Source organism: Chryseobacterium sp. 14P4.3.2 (assembly GCF_057799275.1).
Window position 1 is genome coordinate 295667 of the sequence record NZ_JBYOKO010000003.1, and the last position, 25919, is coordinate 321585.

The 25919-nt window shown below is 37.5% G+C and carries 30 protein-coding genes and 1 tRNA gene; 24 read left to right on the top strand and 7 right to left on the bottom strand.

The features are described 5' to 3' along the window. The first annotated feature begins 14 nt into the window (after positions 1-14). The 4 genes from AC27VX_RS06965 (at position 15) to AC27VX_RS06980 (ending at position 12252) form a co-directional block, all read left to right on the top strand. A complete protein-coding gene (locus tag AC27VX_RS06965; protein ID WP_488694623.1) occupies positions 15-8180 on the top strand; it encodes a Tc toxin subunit A-related protein in 8166 nt (2721 codons plus the stop codon). A gap of 41 nt (positions 8181-8221) precedes the next feature. After that, complete coding sequence (locus AC27VX_RS06970) at positions 8222-10375, top strand: Hint domain-containing protein (protein WP_488694625.1); 2154 nt, start codon at positions 8222-8224, stop codon at positions 10373-10375. A 66-nt stretch (positions 10376-10441) separates the two neighbouring features. Continuing rightward, positions 10442-10981, top strand: a complete 540-nt coding sequence (locus AC27VX_RS06975) for a hypothetical protein (RefSeq protein WP_300685432.1) — start codon at positions 10442-10444, stop codon at positions 10979-10981. A 491-nt stretch (positions 10982-11472) separates the two neighbouring features. Continuing rightward, positions 11473-12252 carry a phage antirepressor KilAC domain-containing protein gene (locus AC27VX_RS06980; RefSeq protein ID WP_488694627.1) on the top strand — a complete coding sequence of 260 codons (780 nt, stop codon included), beginning with the start codon at positions 11473-11475 and terminating at the stop codon, positions 12250-12252. A 43-nt stretch (positions 12253-12295) separates the two neighbouring features. Here the strand turns inward: AC27VX_RS06980 and AC27VX_RS06985 are convergent, their stop codons facing one another. Further along, positions 12296-12562, bottom strand: coding sequence for a helix-turn-helix domain-containing protein (locus tag AC27VX_RS06985; protein ID WP_488694629.1), 267 nt, complete (start codon positions 12560-12562; stop codon positions 12296-12298). A 160-nt stretch (positions 12563-12722) separates the two neighbouring features. Here AC27VX_RS06985 and AC27VX_RS06990 point away from each other — a divergent pair, with 160 nt between their 5' ends. From AC27VX_RS06990 to AC27VX_RS07070, 17 genes are all read left to right on the top strand, one after another. Beyond that, positions 12723-12926, top strand: coding sequence for a hypothetical protein (locus AC27VX_RS06990; protein ID WP_488694631.1), 204 nt, complete (start codon positions 12723-12725; stop codon positions 12924-12926). Between the two features lie 44 nt (positions 12927-12970). Beyond that, on the top strand, positions 12971-13234 hold the full coding sequence (locus AC27VX_RS06995) for a hypothetical protein (RefSeq protein ID WP_488694633.1): 264 nt from the start codon (positions 12971-12973) through the stop codon (positions 13232-13234). 7 nt (positions 13235-13241) lie between these two features. Further along, the gene (locus AC27VX_RS07000; RefSeq protein WP_488694634.1) at positions 13242-13664 is read left to right on the top strand and encodes an SH3 beta-barrel fold-containing protein; all 423 of its coding nucleotides are present in this window, start codon (positions 13242-13244) and stop codon (positions 13662-13664) included. Beyond that, complete coding sequence (locus AC27VX_RS07005) at positions 13657-13899, top strand: hypothetical protein (RefSeq protein ID WP_488694636.1); 243 nt, start codon at positions 13657-13659, stop codon at positions 13897-13899. Before AC27VX_RS07000 ends, AC27VX_RS07005 begins: the two co-directional genes overlap by 8 nt. Beyond that, positions 13896-14252, top strand: a complete 357-nt coding sequence (locus AC27VX_RS07010) for a hypothetical protein (RefSeq protein ID WP_488694638.1) — start codon at positions 13896-13898, stop codon at positions 14250-14252. Before AC27VX_RS07005 ends, AC27VX_RS07010 begins: the two co-directional genes overlap by 4 nt. 119 nt (positions 14253-14371) lie before the next feature. After that, positions 14372-14563 (top strand): hypothetical protein, encoded by a 192-nt coding sequence (locus tag AC27VX_RS07015; protein WP_488694640.1) that lies wholly within the window; start codon positions 14372-14374, stop codon positions 14561-14563. Then, positions 14553-14861, top strand: a complete 309-nt coding sequence (locus tag AC27VX_RS07020) for a helix-turn-helix domain-containing protein (RefSeq protein WP_488694642.1) — start codon at positions 14553-14555, stop codon at positions 14859-14861. Before AC27VX_RS07015 ends, AC27VX_RS07020 begins: the two co-directional genes overlap by 11 nt. Before the next feature lie 142 nt (positions 14862-15003). Beyond that, positions 15004-15417, top strand: coding sequence for a recombination protein NinG (locus AC27VX_RS07025; protein ID WP_488694644.1), 414 nt, complete (start codon positions 15004-15006; stop codon positions 15415-15417). After that, the gene (locus AC27VX_RS07030) at positions 15404-15748 is read left to right on the top strand and encodes a hypothetical protein (RefSeq protein WP_488694646.1); all 345 of its coding nucleotides are present in this window, start codon (positions 15404-15406) and stop codon (positions 15746-15748) included. The genes AC27VX_RS07025 and AC27VX_RS07030 overlap by 14 nt, the downstream gene beginning before the upstream one ends. Before the next feature lie 118 nt (positions 15749-15866). Further along, positions 15867-16559, top strand: coding sequence for a phosphoadenosine phosphosulfate reductase domain-containing protein (locus tag AC27VX_RS07035; RefSeq protein ID WP_488694648.1), 693 nt, complete (start codon positions 15867-15869; stop codon positions 16557-16559). After that, positions 16556-17359 carry a ParB N-terminal domain-containing protein gene (locus AC27VX_RS07040; protein WP_488694650.1) on the top strand — a complete coding sequence of 268 codons (804 nt, stop codon included), beginning with the start codon at positions 16556-16558 and terminating at the stop codon, positions 17357-17359. Before AC27VX_RS07035 ends, AC27VX_RS07040 begins: the two co-directional genes overlap by 4 nt. A gap of 179 nt (positions 17360-17538) precedes the next feature. After that, entirely contained in the window at positions 17539-17757 is a 219-nt protein-coding gene (locus AC27VX_RS07045) for a hypothetical protein (RefSeq protein ID WP_488694652.1), read from the top strand. A 55-nt stretch (positions 17758-17812) separates the two neighbouring features. Further along, a complete protein-coding gene (locus AC27VX_RS07050) occupies positions 17813-18286 on the top strand; it encodes a helix-turn-helix domain-containing protein (RefSeq protein WP_488694654.1) in 474 nt (157 codons plus the stop codon). Further along, on the top strand, positions 18276-19727 hold the full coding sequence (locus AC27VX_RS07055; RefSeq protein ID WP_488694656.1) for a phage terminase large subunit: 1452 nt from the start codon (positions 18276-18278) through the stop codon (positions 19725-19727). Before AC27VX_RS07050 ends, AC27VX_RS07055 begins: the two co-directional genes overlap by 11 nt. Further along, on the top strand, positions 19727-21112 hold the full coding sequence (locus AC27VX_RS07060) for a phage portal protein (protein ID WP_488694658.1): 1386 nt from the start codon (positions 19727-19729) through the stop codon (positions 21110-21112). The genes AC27VX_RS07055 and AC27VX_RS07060 overlap by 1 nt, the downstream gene beginning before the upstream one ends. Positions 21113-21192: 80 nt before the next feature. Then, positions 21193-22236: a hypothetical protein gene (locus AC27VX_RS07065; protein ID WP_488694660.1), complete on the top strand. Its 1044-nt coding sequence runs from the start codon at positions 21193-21195 to the stop codon at positions 22234-22236. A 16-nt stretch (positions 22237-22252) separates the two neighbouring features. Beyond that, positions 22253-22423: a hypothetical protein gene (locus AC27VX_RS07070; RefSeq protein ID WP_488694661.1), complete on the top strand. Its 171-nt coding sequence runs from the start codon at positions 22253-22255 to the stop codon at positions 22421-22423. Between the two features lie 27 nt (positions 22424-22450). Here the strand turns inward: AC27VX_RS07070 and AC27VX_RS07075 are convergent, their stop codons facing one another. The 3 genes from AC27VX_RS07075 to AC27VX_RS07085 form a co-directional block, all read right to left on the bottom strand. Then, positions 22451-22708: a hypothetical protein gene (locus AC27VX_RS07075; protein ID WP_488694663.1), complete on the bottom strand. Its 258-nt coding sequence runs from the start codon at positions 22706-22708 to the stop codon at positions 22451-22453. A 131-nt stretch (positions 22709-22839) separates the two neighbouring features. After that, on the bottom strand, positions 22840-23109 hold the full coding sequence (locus AC27VX_RS07080; protein ID WP_488694665.1) for a hypothetical protein: 270 nt from the start codon (positions 23107-23109) through the stop codon (positions 22840-22842). A gap of 24 nt (positions 23110-23133) precedes the next feature. Beyond that, positions 23134-23502, bottom strand: coding sequence for a YopX family protein (locus AC27VX_RS07085; protein WP_488694667.1), 369 nt, complete (start codon positions 23500-23502; stop codon positions 23134-23136). A 315-nt stretch (positions 23503-23817) separates the two neighbouring features. Between AC27VX_RS07085 and AC27VX_RS07090 the strand changes: the two genes are divergently transcribed. Genes AC27VX_RS07090 through AC27VX_RS07100 form a run of 3 tightly spaced genes read left to right on the top strand, consistent with a single transcriptional unit; the run spans position 23818 to position 25066 of the window. Next, positions 23818-24081 (top strand): helix-turn-helix domain-containing protein, encoded by a 264-nt coding sequence (locus tag AC27VX_RS07090; RefSeq protein WP_488694669.1) that lies wholly within the window; start codon positions 23818-23820, stop codon positions 24079-24081. A 44-nt stretch (positions 24082-24125) separates the two neighbouring features. Next, on the top strand, positions 24126-24491 hold the full coding sequence (locus tag AC27VX_RS07095; protein WP_488694671.1) for a hypothetical protein: 366 nt from the start codon (positions 24126-24128) through the stop codon (positions 24489-24491). A gap of 11 nt (positions 24492-24502) precedes the next feature. Then, positions 24503-25066: a hypothetical protein gene (locus AC27VX_RS07100; RefSeq protein WP_488694673.1), complete on the top strand. Its 564-nt coding sequence runs from the start codon at positions 24503-24505 to the stop codon at positions 25064-25066. Positions 25067-25078: 12 nt separating this feature from the next. Here AC27VX_RS07100 and AC27VX_RS07105 read toward each other — a convergent pair whose 3' ends face one another. The 3 genes from AC27VX_RS07105 to AC27VX_RS07115 all read right to left on the bottom strand — a co-directional run bounded on the left by AC27VX_RS07105 (position 25079) and on the right by AC27VX_RS07115 (position 25913). Then, entirely contained in the window at positions 25079-25345 is a 267-nt protein-coding gene (locus AC27VX_RS07105) for a histidine kinase (RefSeq protein WP_488694675.1), read from the bottom strand. A 44-nt stretch (positions 25346-25389) separates the two neighbouring features. Further along, a complete protein-coding gene (locus AC27VX_RS07110; protein ID WP_488694677.1) occupies positions 25390-25788 on the bottom strand; it encodes a hypothetical protein in 399 nt (132 codons plus the stop codon). 25 nt (positions 25789-25813) lie between these two features. After that, positions 25814-25913: transfer RNA gene (locus AC27VX_RS07115), tRNA-OTHER, on the bottom strand. Between the last annotated feature and the right edge of the window lie 6 nt (positions 25914-25919).

The following is a 25919-nucleotide window of genomic DNA, read 5'->3' on the forward strand; positions in this document are numbered from 1 at the left end:
TAAACCCACTACTCATGGAAGTAAAACAACTGATTCATAAATTTTATGAAGTAAATCCGGACGTAGATTTGCTAAAGGCCAATCTTCATAAGGAAGAGACCTTAGCCTCCATAAAGCTACCCAAAACCAAATCGCGTGCCACCGCAACCGACATGGTAGAACAGCTCAAACAAGTGGCTCGGGTGGTACGCTTACATCCGGAAGCGCAAACGAACAAAAAATTAACGGCTGATGTGATTGTTACTCTATACGAAAAATTCGATGGATTAAACTCGGCTCACGACATTGCCCGACAAAGCGGAGAAGTGTTTGTAAAACAATATACCGATGCTTTTGGTGGCCCCAAAGTAGCATCGGAGGTATACAAGAGAGCAGCTGAAGTAACCAATAATGTGGCGAATCTTACCAATGCAATTTTAAATATGTCGACACCGCTTTCTAAAGCGATATCGACTTCATCTGTCAGTGAAGAGGTAACCGAGTATTTTACTGGATTGGTAGGCTATCAGGAACTGTTTGGAAGTCTCAATTATTGCGATTGCCCGGAATGTAAATCGGTACTGGGACCAGCAGCCTATTTTGTTGATCTGATGCGTATTGTACAAAAATATATTACCGAGCCCAATACCGCTACCATACCACATGCAAGTGCATTGGCTGTAAGACGTCCCGATTTGGGAACGATACCGCTAACCTGCGAAAAAACAAATACCATCGTCCCGTATTTACAAATCATCATTGAGCGTTTGGAACAAAGTCTGTCGACCAGTTGGAAAATTGCGAGTACGACCGATTTGTACAAGCAGCTTGCCGCAACGTATTATCCGTTTAACTTACCATTCCTGCAACCGTTAAGCAGCATACGGATTTATCTTGAGGAACTAAAAACAACACTGGCCGGGGTATTTGCCTGCCAACAGCTAACCGGCCCGCAATTGGCTGCCGAACAATTGCAAACAACCCTCGAAGGTTGGAATTTGCTTAAAACGGCAACCGTAGATACCGCGAAATTACAAACCTATTTTGGGGTGGCGAAACTGGACGATCTGAATAGTTTTAAAGTCTTTTCTAAACAAACCGATTTACTGGTAACGCAAGTCCAGGATTTACTATACCAAAATTTATCCGGTTCCGAAATTACAGCCGGGCTGAATGCCCAGTTCTTTATCAATAAGGGATTAACCAAACCGGTTGTAGTGGGGAATACCGATTCGGTAAATACCATCGATAACCTGACGCCGGCGGCTCTGGATCAGATAAATCGCTTTTTACGCCTTACGTTACTTAGCGAATGGTCGTTTGATGATCTGGACTGGGCTTTACATGCTTTGAATAACGGAACACCGGAAATTAATGAAAGCATATTACAACTGGTACCAAAATTACAACAACTGGTTACCCGAATGAATAGTGATGTCGCTACGGTAAGTACCTATTTGTTTGATTTGAAAACTTACGGAATGGGGAACGATCCGGCACAGTCGGCAGCACCGTTTGATGTTGTATTTAATACCGGACAAACCACTTTATACCACCCTAAAAATAGCGCAACGGTAGCCTATCCGCTTAATAAAACCTATCTGGATACGCCGCTAAGTTGGGAATATGCTTCCAACAGCGGAAACAACCCGGCCAATGCGGTTCGTGTTGCTTCGGCCTTGGGCGTTTCACAAAACGATTTGCAGTTGCTGGTTTCGGCTTTATATAAGAGTACACCAACCATTGTGTTAAATGTACCTGCCATTTCGGCCTTGTCGCGCCATGTACGCCTGGCAGGATATTTTAAATTAAGCATCCAAGATTATCTGAGCTTTTTGAGTGTATCCGGAAAAGTACAACTGGTTTTTACAATTGATGAGCTGACGGCACTCATTGACAGCAAAGAAGCACTGGCTACAGTGACCCGATTAACGTTAGAGGATCTCAATTATACGGTAAATGCGGTTGTATCGCCAACCGTTAACATTTTATACTATCCCGATAAAAGTGAAGCATGGCTTAAAACACTACTGATACTTATTCCGGCATCCGATTCTGAAGACGATCAATTGATCAAACTTTACGAACAGGTTGGTGCGTTCTTCGGTATTCCATCCTCATTGGCGCAATCGGTTTTGGCACTTACTGTTACCAATCCACTTTTGATATTCATGAATCCCGATACGACCAATGCGATAAAAGCATTAAGTCTCATTTCACGTTGGTTGGTATGGGTAGAAAAAACGGGAGTCAGTCAGGATTTACTCGATAACATTGCTGTCAGTAAAGCGGCTTATGGCATTACCGATACCACAAAACTAACGTTTGCAAATAGCATTGTATTACTTCAGTTCCAGTTTTTTACCGGTATTTATAATGATGTAAACAATCGGTTTTCAGACTACATGACGGCGATTGCAGCGAATAAAAATGATGTTGCCGCAGCCATTTTGTCGGAAGCAACCGGATGGGATAAATCGATAATCACAGCATTGTATGCCTTAAAATATACCAATCAGGTCGATCGCCTGTACAGCATGCAGGCCGTTATTACGTTGCTTAATAAAACAGGTTTAAATCTGGATGCTTTTCAGGAGTTACTTAGCCTGGCCGGAAAAGGTGTTGCCGACTGGGATACATTGGTAGCAGAGGAAAACAAATTATTAACCGCAATTCAGGCACGATATAATGTAGGAAGCGACTGGAATCAGCTGGCCGTACAAATTGGCGGTAAAACCGCATCGGCCCAAAGAGACGCTCTGATTGGAGCGACTATCTTTGCCCTGCGCTCGGCCGATGCCACTGCCTACATCCAGAATACACGCGATTTACACGACTATTTGCTTATTGATGTGGATATGTCGGATGTAGCACAAATTTCCTATATCAAAGAAGCGCTTAATGCGATTCAGTTGTATATGAACCGCTGTCGTTCGAAACTGGAAGCCGGTGTGGTACTTTTACCGATCCCTGAAGTTTGGTGGGAATGGATGATGAATTATCGGGTATGGGAAGCCAACCGCGAAATTTTCCTCTATCCTGAAAATTATCTCGATCCGGCTTTCCGTAGCTCCAAAACCGATTTGTTTAAACAACTGGAAAACGACCTGAAACAAAACGACATTACCGAAGGCAATGTAACATCGGCTTATATGAAATACCTGGAAGGCTTTGCAGAACTGGCAAAACTGGTTTATGTAGATGCCTATTATTGCAGGGTTTCCGACGATACCCGCGATAATCAGCCAACCTTGTTTCTGTTTGCGCGCACCGCTACCAATCCGTATACCTATTACTATATCACACGGGAGAGCGAAGGTACCTGGTCGCAATGGATTAAAATTGATCTGGCCATTAATGCCGTACAAATTACACCGGTTTATGCCTTTAATAAGTTGTTCCTATTTTGGGTAGAACAAAGTGTTGCGATCGATAAAACACCGAATACCACTACCGAAAACATTGTGAAGGCCTCGATCAACTATACGTTTTATAATTTCCAGAATCAATGGGTACCGGCGCAATCACTGGTAAAAGACTATATTATCGATGTTAGTCCAAGTGCCTATAGAACTGCGAACAATAAACTTTTTCCAGACAATTTCTTCGACCCCAATAGTCTTTGGTGGAATAAAGTATATCCGCTCAAAATACAACAGGATAGTTTCTGGGAAATTACCAATGGCGGCAATCGATTTGAACAATTAGTGATTGCCTTCGGCCCAATGATTGATACTACGGTGCAATATCCGCAACCTGCCAATAATCCACCGAATGCCTCCAATCCGGCGGTTCAGATTTTTGAAAATCAGTTGTTTGAAACGGGGCAAAACTATAATTATGTCTATAATCTGGGTTATAAAGGGCAGTTACCGTTGTTTAAGCCGATTGTTTTAAACGATAGTCTGGATAGCAGTTATTTGGTAAATCCCGACGAAATCCTGTTTTTCGAAAAAGACAGTGATAAGAGTAACGATCTGTTTACTCCGCAAATCGACGCGACATCGGGACAAATGAATCTGATTAGTACTTCCCGTACGATTTACGATAATGATATTGCGGGGCAGATTATTACCCCGGCCATTCCAACGCCACAAACTTCCTTAAAGGACAGTTCTTTTATTTCGACCGATGCCGGTATTAATGCGACAGGTTCTAAAACGGTTTATAATACGTTGGTAGACTATGGTTATATCGATAGCAGCGGTATGCTGGGACGTTCTGATTATGCGGAAATGCGTACCGACGTAATGAGCATTTTTGAAGGCGATCCTGGTCAGCTTAAAAAGACACAGTTTGTAATGGGAGTCGTAAACAGAGCCAGTGGTTCCCGCTGGTTATCCCAAAACGTTCGGAATAAAAATTATGGATTGTTTACGATTAAAAACGCTGTAGGAACCTTTGTTTTTTATGGCGACAAAGAAGCGTTTTTAATGGAAGATCCGGATAAAGATCCGGTATTTATTTCCGATTTGTTGTTTAATGCCGACACCATGTTTTTGGAATCGTCGTTCCTTTCGTCGGGCGCAGGGATCGATGCCAGCGGATCCAGCCAGATTTACAATAATTTGATTGATTACGGGTATTTTACAGCCGACGGACAACTGGAACGCGGTACAACAATTGACGATCTGACTAAGGCGCTCAATGAGATGCTGGAAGGACAGCCGGATAAAACCGATAAGGTCGATTCGGTTATGGATGTATTAACCAATCAACCACTGTTTTATAATACTGATTTTATCTCTGACAGTGCCGGGATTAATGCCAATGGTTCTAAAAATATTTTTGATCAGCTTATGCAGGCCGGGTATCTGGATAAAAACGGCCGTTTAATGACGGATATTGATTTTAATGAGTTAACCGGTGTGCTTTACGATATTCTGGAAGGGCAACCGGATATTGATAAAAAAGTACGTTTTGTGGTACAGGTGTTGTATCAGGCAGAATACCCGTCGTCTATCGGATTCTTCCGAAGTTTGAACACCACTCCTTATGCGTGCGAATATAATTTTAAAGCGATACGTCTTACCACAGGAGCTATTCATAACCTTAGTGCCCGTATCTTTTCCGGTGGTGTCGACAAACTGTTGTCGCTCGAAAGTCAATTGATCCCGGTGGATCCGGAATTGCCTTTTAACAGATTTGGTTTTGAAGAACCGTATGTTATCGCTCCTGAAGCTCCCGATGGCGGACAGGTCGATTTTAACGGGGCGTATGAATTGTATTATTGGGAATTGTTTTTCCATGCGCCCATGTATATTGCCAATCTACTAAAGACAAATCAGGTATTTGATCAGGCCGAAAAATGGTACAAATATATGTACGATCCAACGGCGGCTCCGTATCTGGTAGAGGCAGATTCTTTTGAGTGTGCCACGATAGGAGTTACCGATTCGAGCCGTATTTACCGCGTTTTACTGGACAACAAATGGATTGATAGCGAAGGCTATGTGAGCAGTAAATTTACAGCCAAAACAAATCTGAATTCGATTCTTTCTTTCCTTCAGCCGGTACAAATTCAATCGGTAAAAAATGTATTGCTCAACCATCAGGTAGCGCGTGATATTTGCCGCGTATGGCAGTTTAATCCTTTCCGGAACCATACGGTAGCTTCGTTGCTCGAAAACATTACGAACGCCAAACAAATTGCAGCTTACAATCAGTATCCGTTCGATCCGCATGCTATTGCCCGTTTGCGTATTGGCGCCTACGAAAAAGCGATGGTAATGCAATTTATCGATAACCTGATTAAATGGGGCGACTGGTATTTTTCGCAGTACACCTGGGAGAGTAATACCACGGCGAATATGTTGTACATCTACGCTTATAGTTTACTGGGGCCAAAACCGGAGGACCTTGGACCGTGTCAGGCCGAGGATCCTGCGAATTTTAACGACATTGTAGCTCAATATGGTGACAATATACCGCAGTTTAAAATTACCCTCGAAGATCATGTTGGAAGTGGTTCCAGCGGATTAAATTTCCAACCGTATAACGATATTGATGCCTATTTCTGTGTACCCGAAAACGACAAACTCGAACAATACTGGGACACGGTTATCGATCGACTTTATAAAATAAACAATAGCTTAAATATTAATGGGATACCGCAACCATTGCAATTATTCGAACCGCCTATCGATCCTGGTTTATTGGCACGTGCTGCGGCGAGCGGTGGTAATCCGTTAAGTATTATGACGCAGAATGCGGCTATTCCGGCTTATCGCTTTGAGTATCTTATCGATCGGGTAAAAAATATCGCTGCTACATTAAGTCAGTTGGGATCCGGTTTATTAAACGCACTGGAACGTAAAGACGATTCGGCACTGGCCAAATTACAGGCCACACAGCAAAATGTGCTGCTTAATCTTAACACAATGATTAAAGAACAGGAGATTGAAGAGGCCAAACAAAACATTGCCGGTTTGCAACAAAATCTGTTAAGTGCTCAAAATCGTGAACAGTTTTACCAAAAACAGTACGACGAAAACCTGAGTGCTCTGGAAATCGCCAGCCTGTCGTTACAAGGCGCGGCCATTTATCCGGAATCAGTTTCAATTGGAATTAACGGAATTTCAGTTGCCGGTTATCTGGCGCCGAATATCTTTGGTTTTGCCGATGGAGGGATGAAGTTTGGAGATGCCATTACTGCGGGCGCTCAGATGGCACAAACGACTTCGTCTATTTTAAACCAGAGTGCCGGAATTATTGCGACAACTGCTCAGTATAACAGACGACGTGACGACTGGAAGTTGCAACAGCAAATGGCGGCTTATGATGCGGCTCAAATTCAGGATCAGATTAATTCGGCTAATGCGCAATTACTGATCAACCAGCAAAACCTGGTGATTCATAAAAAAACAATTGATCAGGAGAATGCCTACGAACAATTCCTGACCACCCGTTTTACGAATATGGATTTCTATTCGTGGATGATCAGCCGATTATCGACCATTTATTTCCAATCGTATCAGCTTACGCTGGGAATGGCGCTGGCAGCACAATCAGCTTATCAGAATGAGATGAACAGTACCGAACAGTTTATTCAGTTCGATTACTGGGATACGCTTCACAAAGGATTGTTGTCGGGAGAAGCTTTATTATTATCGTTACAACAAATGGAACGCAGTTATGTGTTGAAAAACACGCGTACTTTCGAAATTGAAAAGACAATTTCCTTGCTGCAACTGGATCCGTTACAGTTTATGGAATTTAAAACAGGACTTCATTCGGGAGTAAAAGGAACGCTTCGTTTTAAACTTTCGGAACAGTTATTCGATTTTGATTTCCCGGGACAGTATCTGCGTAAAATCAAAACGATTTCGGTGTCGATTCCTGCCGTGGTAGGGCCTTACCAGAATATTAATGCGGTATTGCGGCAAACCAAAAATTATACTGTGATGGAACCTAAAATCAATGCGGTTAAATATGTTATGGATCCGGTTAATAATCCCGATCCGGGTAATGTACGCGTAGACTGGATTCCCAACCAGAAAATTGCACTTTCCAAAGGTATGGACGATAATGGTTTGTTTGTGCTCAACTTTAACGATAGCATGTACCTGCCGTTTGAAGGAACTGGTGCTGTTTCGGAATGGGAATTAAACCTGCCGCCGGAAACCAATCATTTCGATTTTAATTCAATATCCGACATTATCGTAAAAATCAGCTATACGGCTTACGAAGATATGGGACAGTTTGCCACCGATGTAAAAAATCAGTTGCAATCCCAGAATCCACCATATCCGTATCAGGTAGCCAAGCAAATTGTATTGCAACAGGCTTTTAGTGCTAACTGGTATCAGTTTATGCATCCGCAGCCGAATCCGGTAACGCAATCGATGGTGTTTAGTTTAACTGATGCTATTGTGCTGCCAAACCTTAAAAAGGTAGCATTACAATCGGTAACAGTGGTGGTGCAAACTCAAAATAACACAACGGTTTCCGATAAACAAGCGGGTAGCTTCTTAGCCTTAAAACAAACGGGTAAAAGCGATCTGAGTATTCCGATAATGAATAATGTAGGAACGGTTGCTCTTAGCGGGCCCTTTGAGGCAGAAACGGCAGAACTTCTATTTACGATCGCCAATACACCGGATGAATTGCTTACGGCTGATAAGAAACAACTGGATCCGAACAGATTAAGCGGACTGCTCATTATTATTAACTATACGTCCAACGTATTTGCAAAACAATAAAATTCATCATCAAATAAATATTAACCTTTAAACTTTAAATTATGGCATGGGAAGAATGCGTAACATCAATTAGGGCGAACCTTGACCCTAACGCAAAAGAAGTAAATCAGGTAATCTGGACAGGGCCAAACAAACAGGTTACAGAAGACAATCTGGAAACCGATAGTTTTTCGGCGAGTAAGCCGTTTGCCTTGATTTGTCCGGACCGTCACTGTCAGGATTACGGCGATTTTTCGCCTCAGGCACACGCTTTATGTAACTGTAAAGACGTGAACGGAAACCCAATTCCGGATTGTGTTCCTAAAAATGTATTATACCCTTATCCGAGTGGTGTTTGTTTGAACATCGACAATCCATCGGATTATAGTACCAAACGGGGACGGGCTTGTACTAAACAAGGTGATAGCTATTATGCATTAACGTGTTTCTGTTGTTGTTCGTGTTATGCGAACGGTACCAAAATTGCTATTCCGACGGGATTCAAAACGATTGAGTATTTTCAAACGGGAGATGAGGTATTAACGGCATCACTGGCAACAGGATCATTGAAATGGAATACCGGAAAAGTGGCGTATAGTATGGGTACCGGGCCAGACGGACATCAGTCGGCCATGGTATATATGCACTTTGGCGACGACGATCGTCAGATTATTGTAACTCCGGATCAGTTGTTTTTAATGAGTACCGGAAAATTAAAACGTAGTGATCGTTTGGTTCCGGGTGTGGACGAATTGGTAAATGAGTGGGGCGATGCGGTGCCGATTCACGAAATCAGTATCGGAGAATATATCGGTGGGGTACACCATATTTCTACTGCTGCTGCTTTCGATGGCGTTATAGACGGACACTTGTTATTGTCGGAAGGGGTTGTCTCGGGCGATTTTACCTTACAGGCCAATTCGGGTCAACTTATCGATATGGGGGTAATGGAAGACCATAAAGAATTGCCTAAAATCGGTTCGGAAGAATACGAGAAAAAGTATTCGCAATTATCGAAAGAATACTATGGTGTAATGCATATTACGGCATTAAGCGACGGAAGAAGAGAAAAAGTACAGCGTCCGCAAAAATTCTATCTGCATGGCGAACGTTCAATCACTGTTCCGAATACAGCCGCAGCATATCTGGACGTTGCTCAGGCAGCGGATGTGTACAATAATGCACCGCGTTGGAGTTTTGAAGATATTGGAATGAACAGCTCGCTAATAAAATATGTATTGCGTCTGTTTAAAGGGTTTTTCCCGGAAATCAATTTCTATTACGATCAGTCAAACGTAACGCCTAATGCATATGCTTTTGTACTGATGGACATGCAGTATGTGGTATTAACGGGTGGTTTAACGCGTTTAAAAGGAATGGATCAGGAAGGATTATCGTTTATATTGGCGCATATGATTTCGACGCTTCAAAAATCGAATCCGACCGGGGCTAATGGCTGGACTTCAGTGGCTATGGCTGATTATTACAGTATCGGTTTCCTAATGGATATTTATTTCGGGAAAAATTTCGGAACCATGTACAATCCTGGAATTAAACAATTGGATACTTCGTTGTTTAAATATATTTCGCCCGAAAATCAGGAGTATACAAACGATCCGTATAAGCCTACAGTAGATACACGTTTCGACGCACTGGATGCGGGTAAAGCAATGGATTTCCCACCTGATGGAATAGGAGGTCCAACAGCCGGTGGATTGAAAGTTGTAGATGTTAAAGCATTCCCGCCAATGGTAGGGGCATTTAGCTTTGTGAGTCAGGATATTGACGAAGCAGCATCGGAAAACGCATTCCGTTTGTTGATACAAAACAAAGAGGTGACTGTTGATGGCGAGGTTTCTCCGGACTTTACCGTGAATACCGACCTGAACTTTTTATTCCCTGATGTTTCGGATAAAAATCAACGAGACATGATGACCGAACAGGTTCGCAGTAGTCTGATTCACGCGATGGGACTTATTCAGTTGGAATTTAACGATCTTGTCAATCCGGCTTCGGCTTCCAGCTACCACGATTTTACACTCGATCCGGATGCCCGTATCGATAGTGTTGTGGCCAAAACCAATATTCCTGTGGTGGAAATTGCCGCCGAAATTAAACGTGGTGTTGAATATACGTTGACCACATCGACGAATGTTCGTTCGTATAACGGATCAACAATTGATCTACAACAACGATCTATTTCTTTTAAAATCTAAAAGAGACGATTACTATCGCGGCCGGTAATCTCGCCGACCGCGATTTTTAACTAAAAAATTGAATCTATGGAACTGAATGAACTAAAAGAAATGACTGATATTAATGAGGCTTGTATGCGTTTTAGCGAAATTTTGGGATCGTCGAACCCAGTTCCGGACGGTGTGTTGTATGCTGCACTTGAGGATGAGGATTATGCACGGAATTTATTACTAGCTCGTAGAAGTCCTGAATTGATGAATATGCTATTGGCCCAACGGGCCCAATATAGCCCGAAAACAGTTGTACCACAAGAAGAAAAGCAAAGCAGCTATACCAACCTGCAATTGATTGAAAAGTTAGGGAAATCGATGTGGAAGTGGGGTTTGGTTGGCTTTTCTACCGTGACGGAAGAGGTGTATAACAAACGGCTGGCGGCCTGTGCTTCGTGTGATCAATTAGAAGAAGCCCCCGATCAATTGGTGTATAAAATCAGCTTAAAGAAAAATGAAGATAAACGCACCTGCAAAACCTGTGGCTGTGTTGTGGCCAGGAAAGCAAGGTTAACAAACGATACCTGTCCCCGGGAAGATACCGGAAACCCCGGATTTAATCGTTGGGGTGAGTAAACACCATCCCTGCAAAGATTCTTTGCAGGGATGGTGTTTTTAATCGATATAAATCGAAAAATACAGATTATTTAATAAAAAGTATTTTTCTCTCCGCCAGTTGGGAAACTAAAACAAAAAACGATGCATTAAAAAAACATATTTTCCTGTAAACAAAAAAATAACTGTAAATCAATTATTACAGTTATTTTTTATAGGTATGTGGAGAATACGGGATTCGAACCCTTAAATATCACCACTGATAATCAAATAGTTATATTTTGAGGATATGTCTTTTTAGCCTTGTTTGTACTATTTTTTTACTATTTTTTACTATTTTCAAAGATAGTAAAAATTGAAATAAATCAAAAATGACTATCGTATAAAACAAAACAAGGGACTTTAAATAGTCCCTATGATAAAATTAACTGTTGCATTATTGATAAGGATTTATTAATTTTACTATATCATAATAGGTCCTCAACGCCTGCAAGCTTAAAGACGTACTTATTATGAATACAACAAATTATTCCGGGAACACCGGGGCTGAATTGATTAGAATTACTGATCAGAATGGAAAACAAGCCGTTTCTGCTCGTGAACTTTATGAGTTCCTAGAAATTGAAACACGATTTAATGACTGGATTAAAAGAATGTTTGAGTATGGTTTTGCAGAAAATGTAGATTATGAGGTTTTACTCAGAAATGAGTATAAGCCAAATGGTGGTAGACCTGAAACTGATTATGCTCTTTCAATGGATTGCGCCAAAGAAATTTCAATGATTCAGAGATCTGAAAAAGGAAAGTCTGCTAGGCAATATTTTATTAATTGTGAAAAGAAATTAAAATCATTAGTTCCTTCGGTCGATTTTAGTAATCCTGATACCATTTTGATGTTAGCTCAGAACTGGAAAGAAGAGCAAACAAAAAGAATCGAAGCTGAAAAAACCATTGAAGCTAATAAACCAAAAGTTTTATTCACTGATGCGGTAATTGGATCTTCATCATCCTGTTTGATCGGAGAACTTGCAAAAATTATTTCTCAAAATGGGATTGAAATTGGGCAGAATAGGCTTTTTATCTGGCTGCGCGAAAATGGTTATTTGGGAAAAGTTGGAGAAAGAAAAAACATTCCAAATCAGCAGTACGTAGAACAAGGATTATTTGAGCTCAAAAAAGGAGTGAGGTCTGGAAGTGATGGAGTACTACATACAACAATAACCACCAAAGTCACCGGAAAGGGCCAGGTTTATTTTGTTACTAAATTTCTAAATCAAAAAATTTCAGCGTAGAAAATACAGCCCCGTATATCCGGGGCTTTTTTATTTCTTTTTATCACTTCCTAAGATAGCCGATAATTATGTCATTTCCCTTATCGTCCTTCCTGTATATCGGTTCAGTATTTCTTTGTTCATCAATTGGATCGAACAGTTCCACAATATCTACATCTAAAGCTTCAGCAATTCTTTCCAAACTTGCCAACGAAGGAGATTTCAACAAATTTGTTGCATAGCTTCTATTCTCGCCTCTACCAAGAAGTTCAGAAAGTTTTGCTTTATTAATACCTTTTTTTTCAAGTATTCTTTCTACGTTAAGAGCCATCTATTTATTTTGTTTTGACAAATTTATACATATATATAGGTAACTGTTTTATAATATTAAAACTTTAACAAAATATTAACATTTATTGTTTGTTTTGTAATATTAAAACATTTTATATTTGCTGTATAGAAATTACAAAACAAACAATAAAATATACATTATGAAAATTTCAAACACAGGTGAAGCAGATATAAGCTTAGAAAGAAAGAGATCATTGAAAATAGAATTTATTCGCTTTGGTAAAAAAGATAAAGCCAATACTAAAGAATTATTCTGGCTGAGTAGAAAAGGTGGTTTTACAATAAATGATCTAAAAACAATAGTGAAAGAGGCCGAAGAATTATTAAGATTAGTAAATGAGTAAAACAGCGGGGTAATACCCGCTTTTGGTGGTAAAAGCAAAAAGTTATGAAAATTTTGAATACATGGTCAAGTACCAAAACTGAAACTAAATATTACGAAGTTGACAAGGCTATTTATCAGAATGGCGATTATGCAATTTTCAAGTTGCCCGCAAGTCATCTTCATACTTTCAAAAATATCGCAATTAACGAGTTGGTAGGTGCAAACAAAAACTTGATTGATCATTTAGCCGATGATAAAAACATATTAGATAAAAGATATACTTTCATCTGCGAAAGAGCAAAAAACATAATCGAAAACCATAAATAGCAATATTATGAAAACTTCAACTACATCATTTAGAAAAACAGTAATGCTAAGAGCGTATCATATAATGGCAGTAACCGGCAAAGAATGGGCTGTATGCCTTCGTAAAGCGTGGCAATTATACCGATTGAATAAAGAGTTGTATTCTGGTGAAATAACATTTTATTTCGAGAAAAAAGATGGTTCTATTCGTAAAGCGGTTGCGACTTTGAAAATTGATTATGATTTCAAAACCCAGAATCAGCCAAACCTGAAAGTTTTCACTTATTTTGATGTAGAATCGCAATCATTTAAATGCTTTAAAATTGAAAATTTCATCATGCTTGAGCAAACCAGAACCCCAGAAATAAAAGCAGTTGAAGTATTGAAGAAATCACCTGCTAAACTTATTAGAAAAAGACTTAAATTTATAAAAGCGAAAAGAAATGATTAAGAAAAGTAATTTTTATCAGAAACTAAGTACTTATCAAAAAAACATTATCAATGAAATGATAGATGGTGCTATACTACAATGTACTGAAGGTACTAATTATAAGACTTGGCTCTTAATGCCAGATAAAAAAAAGAAAACCATAAATGTAAATACAGCAGAAATAATAACATCAAAATCAGATAGTGCGCAATGGTTGACATTTTGTAAAAATGGTGATATAAAAATTAAAATATGAGAAGCACCGCACAACGTTTTCAGACAAAAGTATCAAGTCGGTATATTAACATGCCGACTGAAGAAAAAGAGCAAGAAAAACCATTGTTTCTGATTATGCAAAAGATCTGGTTTGATAAAATCGAATCTGGCGAAAAAACCGAAGAGTATCGCAGTAATACCGAATTCTATCAATCACGACTTTTGAACAAGTCAAAAACCGCCTTTAAAAATTACCGAACCGTAATACTTCAAGTCGGCTACAATACCGATGCAAAGCGTATGACAGTCGAAATAGAAAAGATAACTTTAAAACGTGATTTCACGATTCACCTAGGCAAAATACTCGAAAGAGTAAATTTTAACAAACTTTAACATCTTTACTATTGACTTATATATCATAAATGATATATATTTGTAAAAGAAAATGAGAGACAAACCCACTCATTGACTTTAGAATCTGGCGGCAACAGTTTAATACGGCAATAATTATTATGAAAAGTTTTACAGCTATTTACGACACTGAGACCATGAAAAATGTAGGGTACTCAACAAAAGCAAAAGATTTAGAACATGCAATGAAGTTTTTTAGTTATAAAATTACTTCGCCAATTAAAAAGGTTATTGAAAGCACTACATGGTACCAAGACCCTAATGGTAAAGATACAGTTGTTTATGAAGCTTAATATAAAAAAAGAAAACGGGCAGTGGCAATTGCTCGTTTTACTTTTAAAAGAAATTGCCGACCAAAAGAATATTACACAGCAAGAAATAGCTGATGAAAGTGGTTTATTACAATCAAATGTAAGCCGTTTTTTCTCATTGAGGTACAAACCTACTTTAGATACATTTCTTCAAGTCGCAAAAGCGATAAAGGTCAATTTCTTTTTTGAAGACCAAGAAGGCAACACAGATCTTAATTTAGCATTTGAAAAAGCCATGACCGCGTTGGGGCGAAGACCAGACAATTTGCCGAAAAATTAATATAACTAAATATAAAAAAGTCAACCACTCTATTTTTTAGGGTGGTTTTTTTGTGGTTTAAAAATAACATTGTTTAAAGTGGTGCTTTACATGCGTTGTTTTAAGTTGCAATAAATCAAACTAGTAAATATATTTGCGTGTAATGATAACGGCTGAAATAAAAATCAAGTATAAAGGTCGAAGTATTGAATGGCTTGAAGATAAATTACAAGAGTTGATTAATGCAAAAGTTCGTAGACGAGATAGCGTAAAAGGCTTTTTTATCTGTATATCATGTGACAAGCTAAAACCGGTAAATCAAATGAATTCTGGGCATTATTTCGCCAAAGAGTTTTATAAATCGGTTCGATTTGATCTCGATAATATGCACGGTCAATGTATAAGGTGCAACAAGTATTTAAGCGCTAATTTGATACCGTACCGGGCTAATCTTCTGCTGAAAATCGGTGAACAAAGATTACAGCAGTTAGAGCAAAAGGCGTCCTTAAATGGCTTTAAATACAGCCGTGATTTTTTAATTGAACAAATAGAAAAATTAAAGCATGAAAAAAACTAAAGAACTATATCTAGTTCTGCAAAAGAAGTGGTTTCTCGAAATTCTGAAAGGCGAAAAAAAAGAAGAATACCGAGATTATATAGATTACTACATAGATAGATTTTGTGTTTTTGATAAAGATGGTAATTGGGTTGATGTGCAGAAGTACGATGTTGTGAAATTCCAATTAGGTTATTCGAAAAACGCACCTCAAATGTTAGTTGAGATAAAAGAAATATTGCTTGAAATGGATGATAACGAAGATGAAATTTTGACACCCGATAATTGCAATTTCGTGATTGAATTAGGTGAAATTTTGGAAAAAACAAATTGTGAAAATCTTAATATATAATCTTAAAAATTACAACAATGGCTAGCGAATACCAAAGAATGATTGAAGGAAAGACTCGTAGGACTATTAATAAGTCGGGAGGGATACCAATGAAAATAAGAAAAAAAGTTAAAATTTAATGTCTTTTCTTATTTCGACTCTTAACAGTATTAAAGCCCTGTCCACTAAAACGGATAGGGTAATACTGTTTCATTCGGGGGCAGGAAAGGATTCGATAGCATTACTACATATGTTGTCAACTTTTTTTAATGAAATAATTTGTGTCTTCATGTATTCCGTTAAGGATTTAGAACACTTAAATCGATATATATATTGGGCAGAAAAACAATATCCTAATTGCAGATTCATTCAAACGCCTCACTACGCTTATTATAACAATAAAAAACACGGTGTAAACGGAACGGAGAAGGTTAAATATTCAGAATGGAATCTATCAATGATAAGTGATAAGATAAAACAAGAACTAAATGTGGAATGGTGTGTTTATGGGTTTAAGAAAAATGATTCTATGAACCGTAGATTAATGCTTAATACATATCCAGATTCTATAACATTTGAAAAAGGACAAAAACTATATCCTTTATCTGATTGGTCAAATAGAGAGGTATTGCAATATATTCGAAAAAATAGATTAATCGAGCCTATTCAATATGGGAAAGGAAGAAGTCAAGGCGCGAATGTTAATGATTTAGATTTTCTGATATGGTGTAGGGATAATTATCCAGGAGATCTGAAGAAAATCATTGAGGAATTCCCAGATACTGAAAGAAAACTATTTGAACACAATTATTCTGAAAAACAACAAGCATGATTAAAGAAAACAAAATACCTGAAGCAGAAATAAGAAAGATTCAAAGGAGTCAAATAAATTTTGCGTCTTACAATCCAAGAATATTTGAAGAAGAAGCAAAGAAAAGACTTGATAAGAACTTAAAGAAAATGCTTTATGGAGGCATTACATGGAATGAAGATAGCGGAAATTTAGTTGCAGGACATGGAAGAGTAAGTACTTGTGATAAAGCGAATAAATATAACCACGAAACAAAGGAAAATGATTATTGGATCACTGTTTCTGTTGCCCATCTTACTGATAAAGAAGAAAAGGAGCAGAACATCTTCATGAATGCTGGTGGTGCCCAAGGTAGATTTGATTATAAAAAGCTAGCATTGCTTTATAATGATATTGATGCTGACTTAGCAGGACTGGATGATGTCGATGTTTCTATGATAGAAGTAGAATTACCAAACCTTTCAGATATCGAGATTCCTTCGTTCGAGCCTCAGGAAGAAAAGAAGATCAACGCTGAGTATGAGAAGTCAATATCGCAAGAGCTTTCAAATGCTGTTAACCACCCGGAAGCCAGTGTTTCTGAAATAGAACGCAAAGAGGCGTCTGAGCTAACAGCAGAAGAAAAGAAAGCAAGAATCAAAGAGATCAAAGAGAAGGTAAAAGAAGGGGCCATGATGGATGGTGAGCCTTACTTTACAGTATCCTTCACAGATTATGATGCTAAAGTTATGTTTCTCGAATACCTAGGATTTAACCCGGAAGACAAATTCATCAAAGGAGAAGAGCTTCAGGAAAAAATAGATGAGGTCTATGCGAGTTGACACCCGGGAAACTGTATGCTCAAAATATATGTATACCACCCGGAAAGAAGCAAAGCAAATAATAACCAAATGTAAATCCGCCAGTAGCAGAAGTAAGATACCTAAAAGAGAGTATTACTGCAAAGAATGCGGAGGATGGCATGTAACAAGTCAAAAAACAAAATCAAAATTTCAATAATATGAAAAAAGTAGTATTTATTCACAATATGACAGGTAAAGAAATTATACTTAAATGTGAAAGTGTAGATATTAAAACAGTTGACAATAGCGAATATTATGTATGCTCAGTAAATGAATGGGGTGAGGAAAAAACAATTGGTGTATTCGCATTTTCACAATACGCAATGTATACTAGTAAAGTATATGTAAAGTTAGAAGAACAGGTAACAGCAGAATAGTTACGGCAACAAGAGGTAGAAGCATAGAGAGTATAATCAGTTTATAATAGTTGATATGGCAATGGTAGATACTTACACAGATGAACAATTGGAGGAAGCTCTAATAAAAACTAATGGTCAGCCGTCAAAAGCAGCTGATCTTTTAAGTGTATCCTATCAGTCAGTGTATAAGAGGATTCGCAGAAATCCTGAGTTGTTAGAATTTCAGAAATCAACGAGACAAAAGACGTTTCAGGATATAAGTAATTTTCAAGTTGCAGCTGTTTTAGCTGGAATCGTCAAATCTCCCGAATTTGATGATGAAGGTTCTATAAAAAAAGACGAAAACGGAAAGGTTGTTTATATGGATGCTGTAGTAGGCGTTAATGCCCGAATGGAATACGCCAGCAGATTAATGACGTTGTTTAAATCTGATGAGGGTATTAAAGATGAGACTGATGTAAATATAAAAACTGCTGTTGATACTTCCAAGTTATCGGATGATACCTTAAATGATTTGATGGCAGCACTTAAAAACGATGAGAAGTGATAAGATTTTACTTTCCCAATTAAAAATACAGCTCTTTGAAATCTATGTAGAGAAATTCAGAAGGGGAAATTTTGATTTTATTACAACTCACCAAGGAGAAAAGCACTTAAAACAAGAAGAAGCTTTAAAGATCCTTTGCGATAAGGATACAAGAGAGTTCCTTTATGGTGGTGCAGCTGGCGGTGCGAAATCCTGGACCGGTGCAAGCTGGTTGCTTTTTATGTCTCTGCTTTATCCAGGTTCCAAATGGTTTATTGGACGTGAAGAACTAAAGCGTATTCGTTCTTCAACATTAATCACTTTCCAGAAAGTTTGCAAAGCTTATTCTATTCCTGCAAGTGAATGGAGATACAACGGACAGGATAATTATATTCAGTTTAAAAACGGTTCCCGAATCGATATGCTGGATTTGCAGAATAAACCGAGTGATCCGCTTTATGAGAGATTTGGTTCTTTGGAATACACGGGTGGTTGGATCGAAGAAGGTGGAGAAATCAATTTCGGTGCTTTTGATGTACTGAATACAAGGGTAGGCCGTCACATGAATAAGGAGTTTGGTTTGGTGCCGAAAATGTTTGTTACCTGCAACCCGAAGAAGAATTGGATGTATTCCCACTTCTATAAACCATTTAAAGCAAATCTTCTTGAACCAATTCAGAAGTTTTTGCAAGCATTTGTTCAGGATAACCCATTTATTGATAAACTCTACATAGAGCAGCTGCAGAACACTAAGGATAAAGCGAAAAAGGAAAGGCTTTTAAATGGGAACTGGGAATATGATGATAATCCATATAAACTATGTGTTTATGACAACATTCTTAATTTATGGAGAAATGATCATTTAACAAATGAGAAGCTTAAATACATAACTGCTGATGTTGCTAGATTTGGTTCAGATAAGGCAGTAATTGGAGCCTGGGAGGATTGGGAATTAATCGAGGTTCACGAATTTGACATAAGTAAAACGACCGAAATTCAGACCTGTATAAAAGCCTTGCAAAAGAAGTTTTCAATACCTAAAGATCAATGCATTGTAGATGCTGATGGCGTAGGCGGTGGAGTAGTTGATAATCTTGATGTTATAGGTTTTAATAATAATGGTGTACCATATGACGAGGATTTAGGAGACGAAAAAGACAGACCAAAATATAAAAATGCTCAAACTCAGTTATTGGTTTATGTTGCAGAAAAAATCATTAATAAATGCAAAATGTTCATTTCCGCGGAACTATCTGAGCAACAAAAAGAATATATAAAAGAAGAGTTAGATACAATCGAGCAGGATCCTGAATACGATGTTATAACCTTAATAAATAAAAAGCAAATTAAGGAAAACATAGGAAGATCACCCGATTACCGAGATATGATCTTAATGAGAGCTTATTTCGATTTCAATAAGCCAGTAAGAAACAATTTGAACAGAATAGCATCACTAATATAATGGACGAACAATATTACCAACTACAGACCATAGGAGAGAAAATAGCCTATCTTAAAGATAACGGAATTCCTCTGCCAAATATTGAGCAGTTTAATTCTGAGTGGGACGAGGGCCGACATAGGATAATGACTGATCTATATAATTATCCGGATCGTATCATAGATGATGAATATACCGATGAAGCGGGAAATGTAAAATCAACCAAACGTATCCAAAAGATAAACCGTGTTCCTCTTGCATATCAAAAGAAAATTGTCAGTATTGCTGTAACGTTCCTGTATGGTAATCCGGTCAAATACACCAATAATATTGAAGATTCTACCATGTATGATGCTTTCCTACAGGTGATCAATAAAGAGAAGATGGTTTTCACTGACAGGGAGATTGCAAAATATAATGGGCGATTTACCCAATGCGCTGAACTATGGTGGACCGCAGATGAACCAAATCAATACTATGGTTTTAATTCTCAATTTCGTTTAAAAGTCAATCTACTTTCTCCGGAACAAAATAAAATGTACCCATACTTTAATGATCAGGGCGATATGATTGCATTTATGAGAGAGTATGAAAAACGTGAAGGAGGTAATAAAGTTAAGTGGTGTGAAATATATACAGCAGAACGAATTGCTATTCTAAAAGAGGGTCAGCAAGGATTAGAAGTTGTATCCGAGAATGCTAATCCTATTGGCAAAATACCGATAGTTTGGTATTCGTTCCCAGATGTCGAATGGAAACCAGTGCAACCAGCTATTGAAAGAAAAGAAGAGATTGCATCAGATATGGGAGAGGTTAACAAAAAGTTCTCTTCGCCAATTCTTGCACTGCATGGCGAAGTTACCGGAAGTTTCTCGAAGGATAAAAGCGGTAAGGTAATGCAGTTTAAAGGAGATAACAGTAGAGGCGAGTTCATTCAGCCTCCTAATGCTTCAGAAAGCTTGAAGAATGAAGATAATAAGCTTGAAAGTATCATTCATGAAATGACTAACACCATAAATATAACTCCGGAAAGCTTATCTGGCTTAGGAAATATGCTTGCGACTGAGAACTCAGACTATTTGTTCATGTCTCCACACTTAAAAGTAACGGAAAAAGCAGCAGTGTATGTGCCGGCTCTGAAGCGTAGAGCGTCAATCATTAAATCTTTCTTGCAATTAATGAATACAGGTTTCCGAGGTAAGGAATTAGATGTTGAACCGGTGATCACACCATATATCATCAATAACGATGCTGCATTCTATCGTACTCTTATGGAAGTAAACGGAAACCAGCCACTTTTCAGCCAGAAAGCAACAATGGAGAAAGCCGGAATCAAAGACGTTGATAAGATGCAAGAAGAGATCAATTCTGAAATGGAGAAAAAGGCAAGTAATGATTTACTCTAATTAAATTACTGATAATAAAACAATTAATTCTAAAAAGCAGCAGGTCTCCGACATCAGTGTCGGTAACATAAAATTAAGCAGTGAGCCCAGACGAAAGACACCTCAAAAGAATAAGCAAATACCTCATTAGCATTAACGGCTTGTACGATAATCTAGTGAGGGATATCGCTTTATTGGTTGTCAAACAAAAGGTTTTAGATAAGCTATTCCGCTTTAAAGACTACCAAAGAATAACTACAGAGGTTAGCGATGCTTTGAAGTCTTATAATGACAATCTGCTTTCCTCAATCAAAACCTATACTCAATACGAGTGGGATTTCGGAAATGCTAAAGTAAGCGATCTTCTCACTGAGAACCTGGCAAAAGTAAGAGGTAAGGTTTCCGGGCCCGCTTACGATGCTAAATTGAAGGAGATATCCACACTATCCCAAAACAAGAAAGCACTTGAAGCATTCCAAGAGCGAAAGAACGGCAAATTTACCGTATCGGAAAGAGTTTGGAATATTACCAAGCAAGCAAAGGAAAACATTGAATTTGCCATAGATGACGCTTTGAAAGAGGGAATGTCTGCTCAGGACCTTGCGCGGAAAATCAAAGGCAATCTCAATAATCCAGATGCATTGTTCAGAAGGGTACGAGATAAGCACGGAAACCTGCAGTTGAGCAAAAACGCCAAAGCATTCCATCCCGGCCAAGGAGTTTACAGGTCCGCCCATAAAAATGCGATGAGGTTAGCGGCCAATGAAATAAGTACAGCCTACAGACAAGCCGAACAATTAAGGATTCAGGGAAATAACGATGTAGTAGGGCAGAAGATTAATTTAAGCCCACAACACAAGGTTTATGATATGTGTGATGATCTACAAGGAAGTTATCCAAAGGATTTCAATTGGTCCAGCTGGCACATTCAGTGCAAATGCTTCAGAACTATGATCCTCAAATCACCCACGGAACTCATAACCGAAATCAACAACGGTCAAAACCTATCACCCGAATCATCTGCAAACTTTGTCTCAGGTGTTCCCGATAATTTTAACTCATGGCTCTCAGAAAATCGTGAGAGTTTGGAGGGACGGAAAAGTAAGCCATATTTTATCCAAGAAAACAGTAAATTTGTTAAATAATCAATATTTATAAATCATGGAAGAGTTAGTGAAAGAAATGGGATTTAATTCTTTAGAGGAATATCATAGATTAGTCGCTAATGTCGATTTATCATCAGTGAAAAAACTAAATGCTTTTCATGAATGGAAAAATGAGGATGGAACAAAAGAAGGTTTACTTAAATTAACTTTCACAGATAACGCATAATAAAACGCCTCATACACGAGGCGTATTTTACCAGTCCGATGCTCCACGAGTATAAACATTAGATAAGTCAGGTTCATCTGTAATGTCTATTAATTGAGGATCTCTTGGAAAAGGTGTTTCTGGTCGAAAAGCTACTTTTGTTTTAAAATATAACTCTTCTGCTTCCATCTTAAATTTTTCAGCCTCCTCGACATCAGTAGCGAAAAATTCAACTTTGAAAACATCCTGATTCTTTCCATCAGATAAAGGAATAAGTGCTGTAATTGTAAATCTGTATTTTCTCATAAAATTATTTTTATAGAATGTAAATTTAAAAATTACATCTAGAAATCATATCCGTAGAAATACGGTAATTAAAAATCCCCGACCTTAGCCGAGGATAAAACTAATAACCATGAGACAGTAAGATGTCAGCTTTAATCTGTAGGTTCAGGCGGCAATTCCATCCAATGAGTGGGTAGTAAATCAAATTCTAATAATCCGCCACCATCAAACGAATAATAAAACCAATTGACTTGAAATATCTGTTCCTCTGTGAAGTCGGTCATTTTTTCAACTATTGAATCTGGTAAGCATTCTGCATAATTACCGTAAAATCCTGTAAACACCCCTGCATCTTCTCTGTAAAGAATTACATCTTGAAACTTTTCGGGTGGAATTGAAATTGGTATCCATTTATTTTCCATATCGTTTATTTTATTAGTTCTGGGTTAGAGTGCAGTAATAATTATTGAAGTATTGTTCATCAAATCAATAAGTGGTGCGTAACCTTGTGAAGGCTCAAAAACCTGCCACATTCCATCTTTCATCACTACATCGGCAATACCTTCACCTAATCCGATTATTGTTAAACTTACAGAACTTTTGCCTTCGTAAATTTCGTTATCATGCTTATCTTTCATGTTTGTAAATTGACCAATTGTTTCTGGATCAACTTCCCATTTGTCATAATCGTAGGCATTTTCACCAAGTTCAGTACTTTGAATCTGTGGACAAGGCTCGTAACTTACTAAGGAACCATAAACATAGTTAACAGATTCTAATTCGATGCCTCTAAATTTTATTTCTCTTGTACTCATTTTCTTAATATTTGTTATTTGTAGAAAATATTCATTCTGATTGTATTGCCAACACTGTCAAAAATTCTGAATGAAAATGAAATTGCTGTTTCAAACAATTCTTGTTTATCTTGTTCAGCTTGTTTTTGCAATGCGTCTAAGCTTCTGTGTTTTACTAATTTCATTATCGAATTATTAAATTAAACTTATATGTTTTAAATCTGATTACAAAATTAAACTTAAATATTTAATTACGCAAATTTAAATTAACTTATTTGTATAATATATTTGTTAACTGTTAAACTTATGTGTTATATTTGCAGAAGAAATAAGAGTATGCTTAGAATACAAGAGGTTTTAAAAGAAAAAAATATCAGTCAGATAGAATTGGCTGAAAGAATGAAATTATCAAAGGAGGGATTGAATAAAAAAATCAACGGCAACCCAACTATAAAATCCCTTCGAACTATTGCAGAAGCAATTGATGTAGATGTTAGGGAATTAATCGAACCAACAAAAGCAGGAGACAACGAAGAGCTTTATATAAAAAGAGATGGTTCGTTCATTGCCATTGGTGAAATTCAAAAGCTAAAACCTTAATGACCTCACCAGAATACACCGAATACGAACGCCTCACGCACGAAATGGAGCTACACTTTATAGCTCTCACGCCTTTGTTTATGGGGTATTGTGAAGATGTTATTTTTGGTCAGGAAATTGAGGGTCTCCGTTACTATTGTTTTCACTTCTACAATGACAATTACCTTTCCAGAGTATACCAGAAGCTTTCTCACAGGATAGAACGACTATACAAGCAAGTGGACCATGAACAATTCCCTGATCTCTCAAACGGCTTTGCTAATCTCCTTATTTATCTTAAAGAACCAATAGCGCGGGAAAAGGATTTGGAATACAAAGCTGAGAATTTTGTGTACTGGCGAAATCAGATATTACAGGATCCAGCTTTAGCTCATAATGGAAGTTTTAGAAAGTATTTAGCAATAATATAAATGATTTTTCAATGGTAGATAATTTAGAGTATCTAAAAGCATCTGTTCCAATATTTGCACTTGTAGGTGTAATAGTTGGAGCATTTATAAATTCAAATTTAACGAGAAAGGAGAAAATAAGAGATCACTTATTTAGTTACAAAGTCAAAGCTTATGCAGAACTTGCAACGACAATTCAAAACATAAAAAATGATTACGAATATTCAGTTGCCGATCTTATGCAAATCGAATTGATTTCCTCGGATAGCAGAAGCCCTATAGAGGTATATGACTTTTTTCAAAAATTATCTTCAGAAAATATTTTATTTTTGACTGAGGAAACTAAAAAGGACATTCAAATATTTGCACAAAAGATATACTGGTCTGCAGATGTTACTTTAAAAAATTCTACAACACCAGATATTTATACTAAAACAATATTAATTGCAAACTACGAGGATATGATTCAAAATTGTAATGTTTTTATTGTCAAATTACAAAAAGAATTGAAGATTGATAAGTTGCATGAAGCTAATATGAGTTATTTTCAAAAAATAAAAGCTATAATAACCACTACAAATAAAACAGCCCCTTAATTGGGGCTTTTTTTAACTCATCCTTTTTAGCTCGACTAAGTCTTGCAATGTTTGATTAATGCTTTTATCGCTAGGATCGTCTCCATAGCCTAACGCAATGGCTATTGCAACCAATGCAGGGGCATGATCATCATTGTGTGACACAGCCAGTCCGTTTCTTAGGATTTCTTTCTTTTCAATCTCGATAGCTAGTTTAAGTCTCTCGTATTGGGTCAACCCTGGATAATCAACACTTAGATCTTTTTCAATTTCCTTAAAATTTTTAATTTCTGTACTCATATTTTTTATTATTAAAGCGTAAAATTAATTCTAATCAACATTACTTAATTACGGATATCCGTAATGTTTTTTAGTTGTAGCTCTTTTCCTTTAAGTGCGAAGAAAAGGTTTTGGAACTGATGAACATATTTAATATGCTTAAGCTGGATGTTCATAGATTCGTCGATATTGTCAGAACTGATACAAATTACTGTTCCACGTTCTCCATATTCCATTTCTAAGTGTATATCCCATTCATAATCTTCGTCAATATAGGATTCTATCTCAACATATTGATCTAATTGAAATCCGAATTTATTTATCCATTCCTCAGTTAACGGGATTGGATCGTAATCAGTTGTCTTATTGTAAAGTTCCTGGATTATTCTGTGATTAACAATTAAAGGTTTTTCATTGTTAGGAAATTTCACATAGTTTCCTAAACGTAATTCATTTGCTTCCATAATTCAAATTTAAATAAATATTTAGTAGGAAAGGCAGGATTCGAACCTGCACGAGTTTCTCCAATTTAATAAAGGAATCGAACCTTTCTCTCAAATTGATGCGTCTACCGTTCCGCCACTTTCCTTTTAAG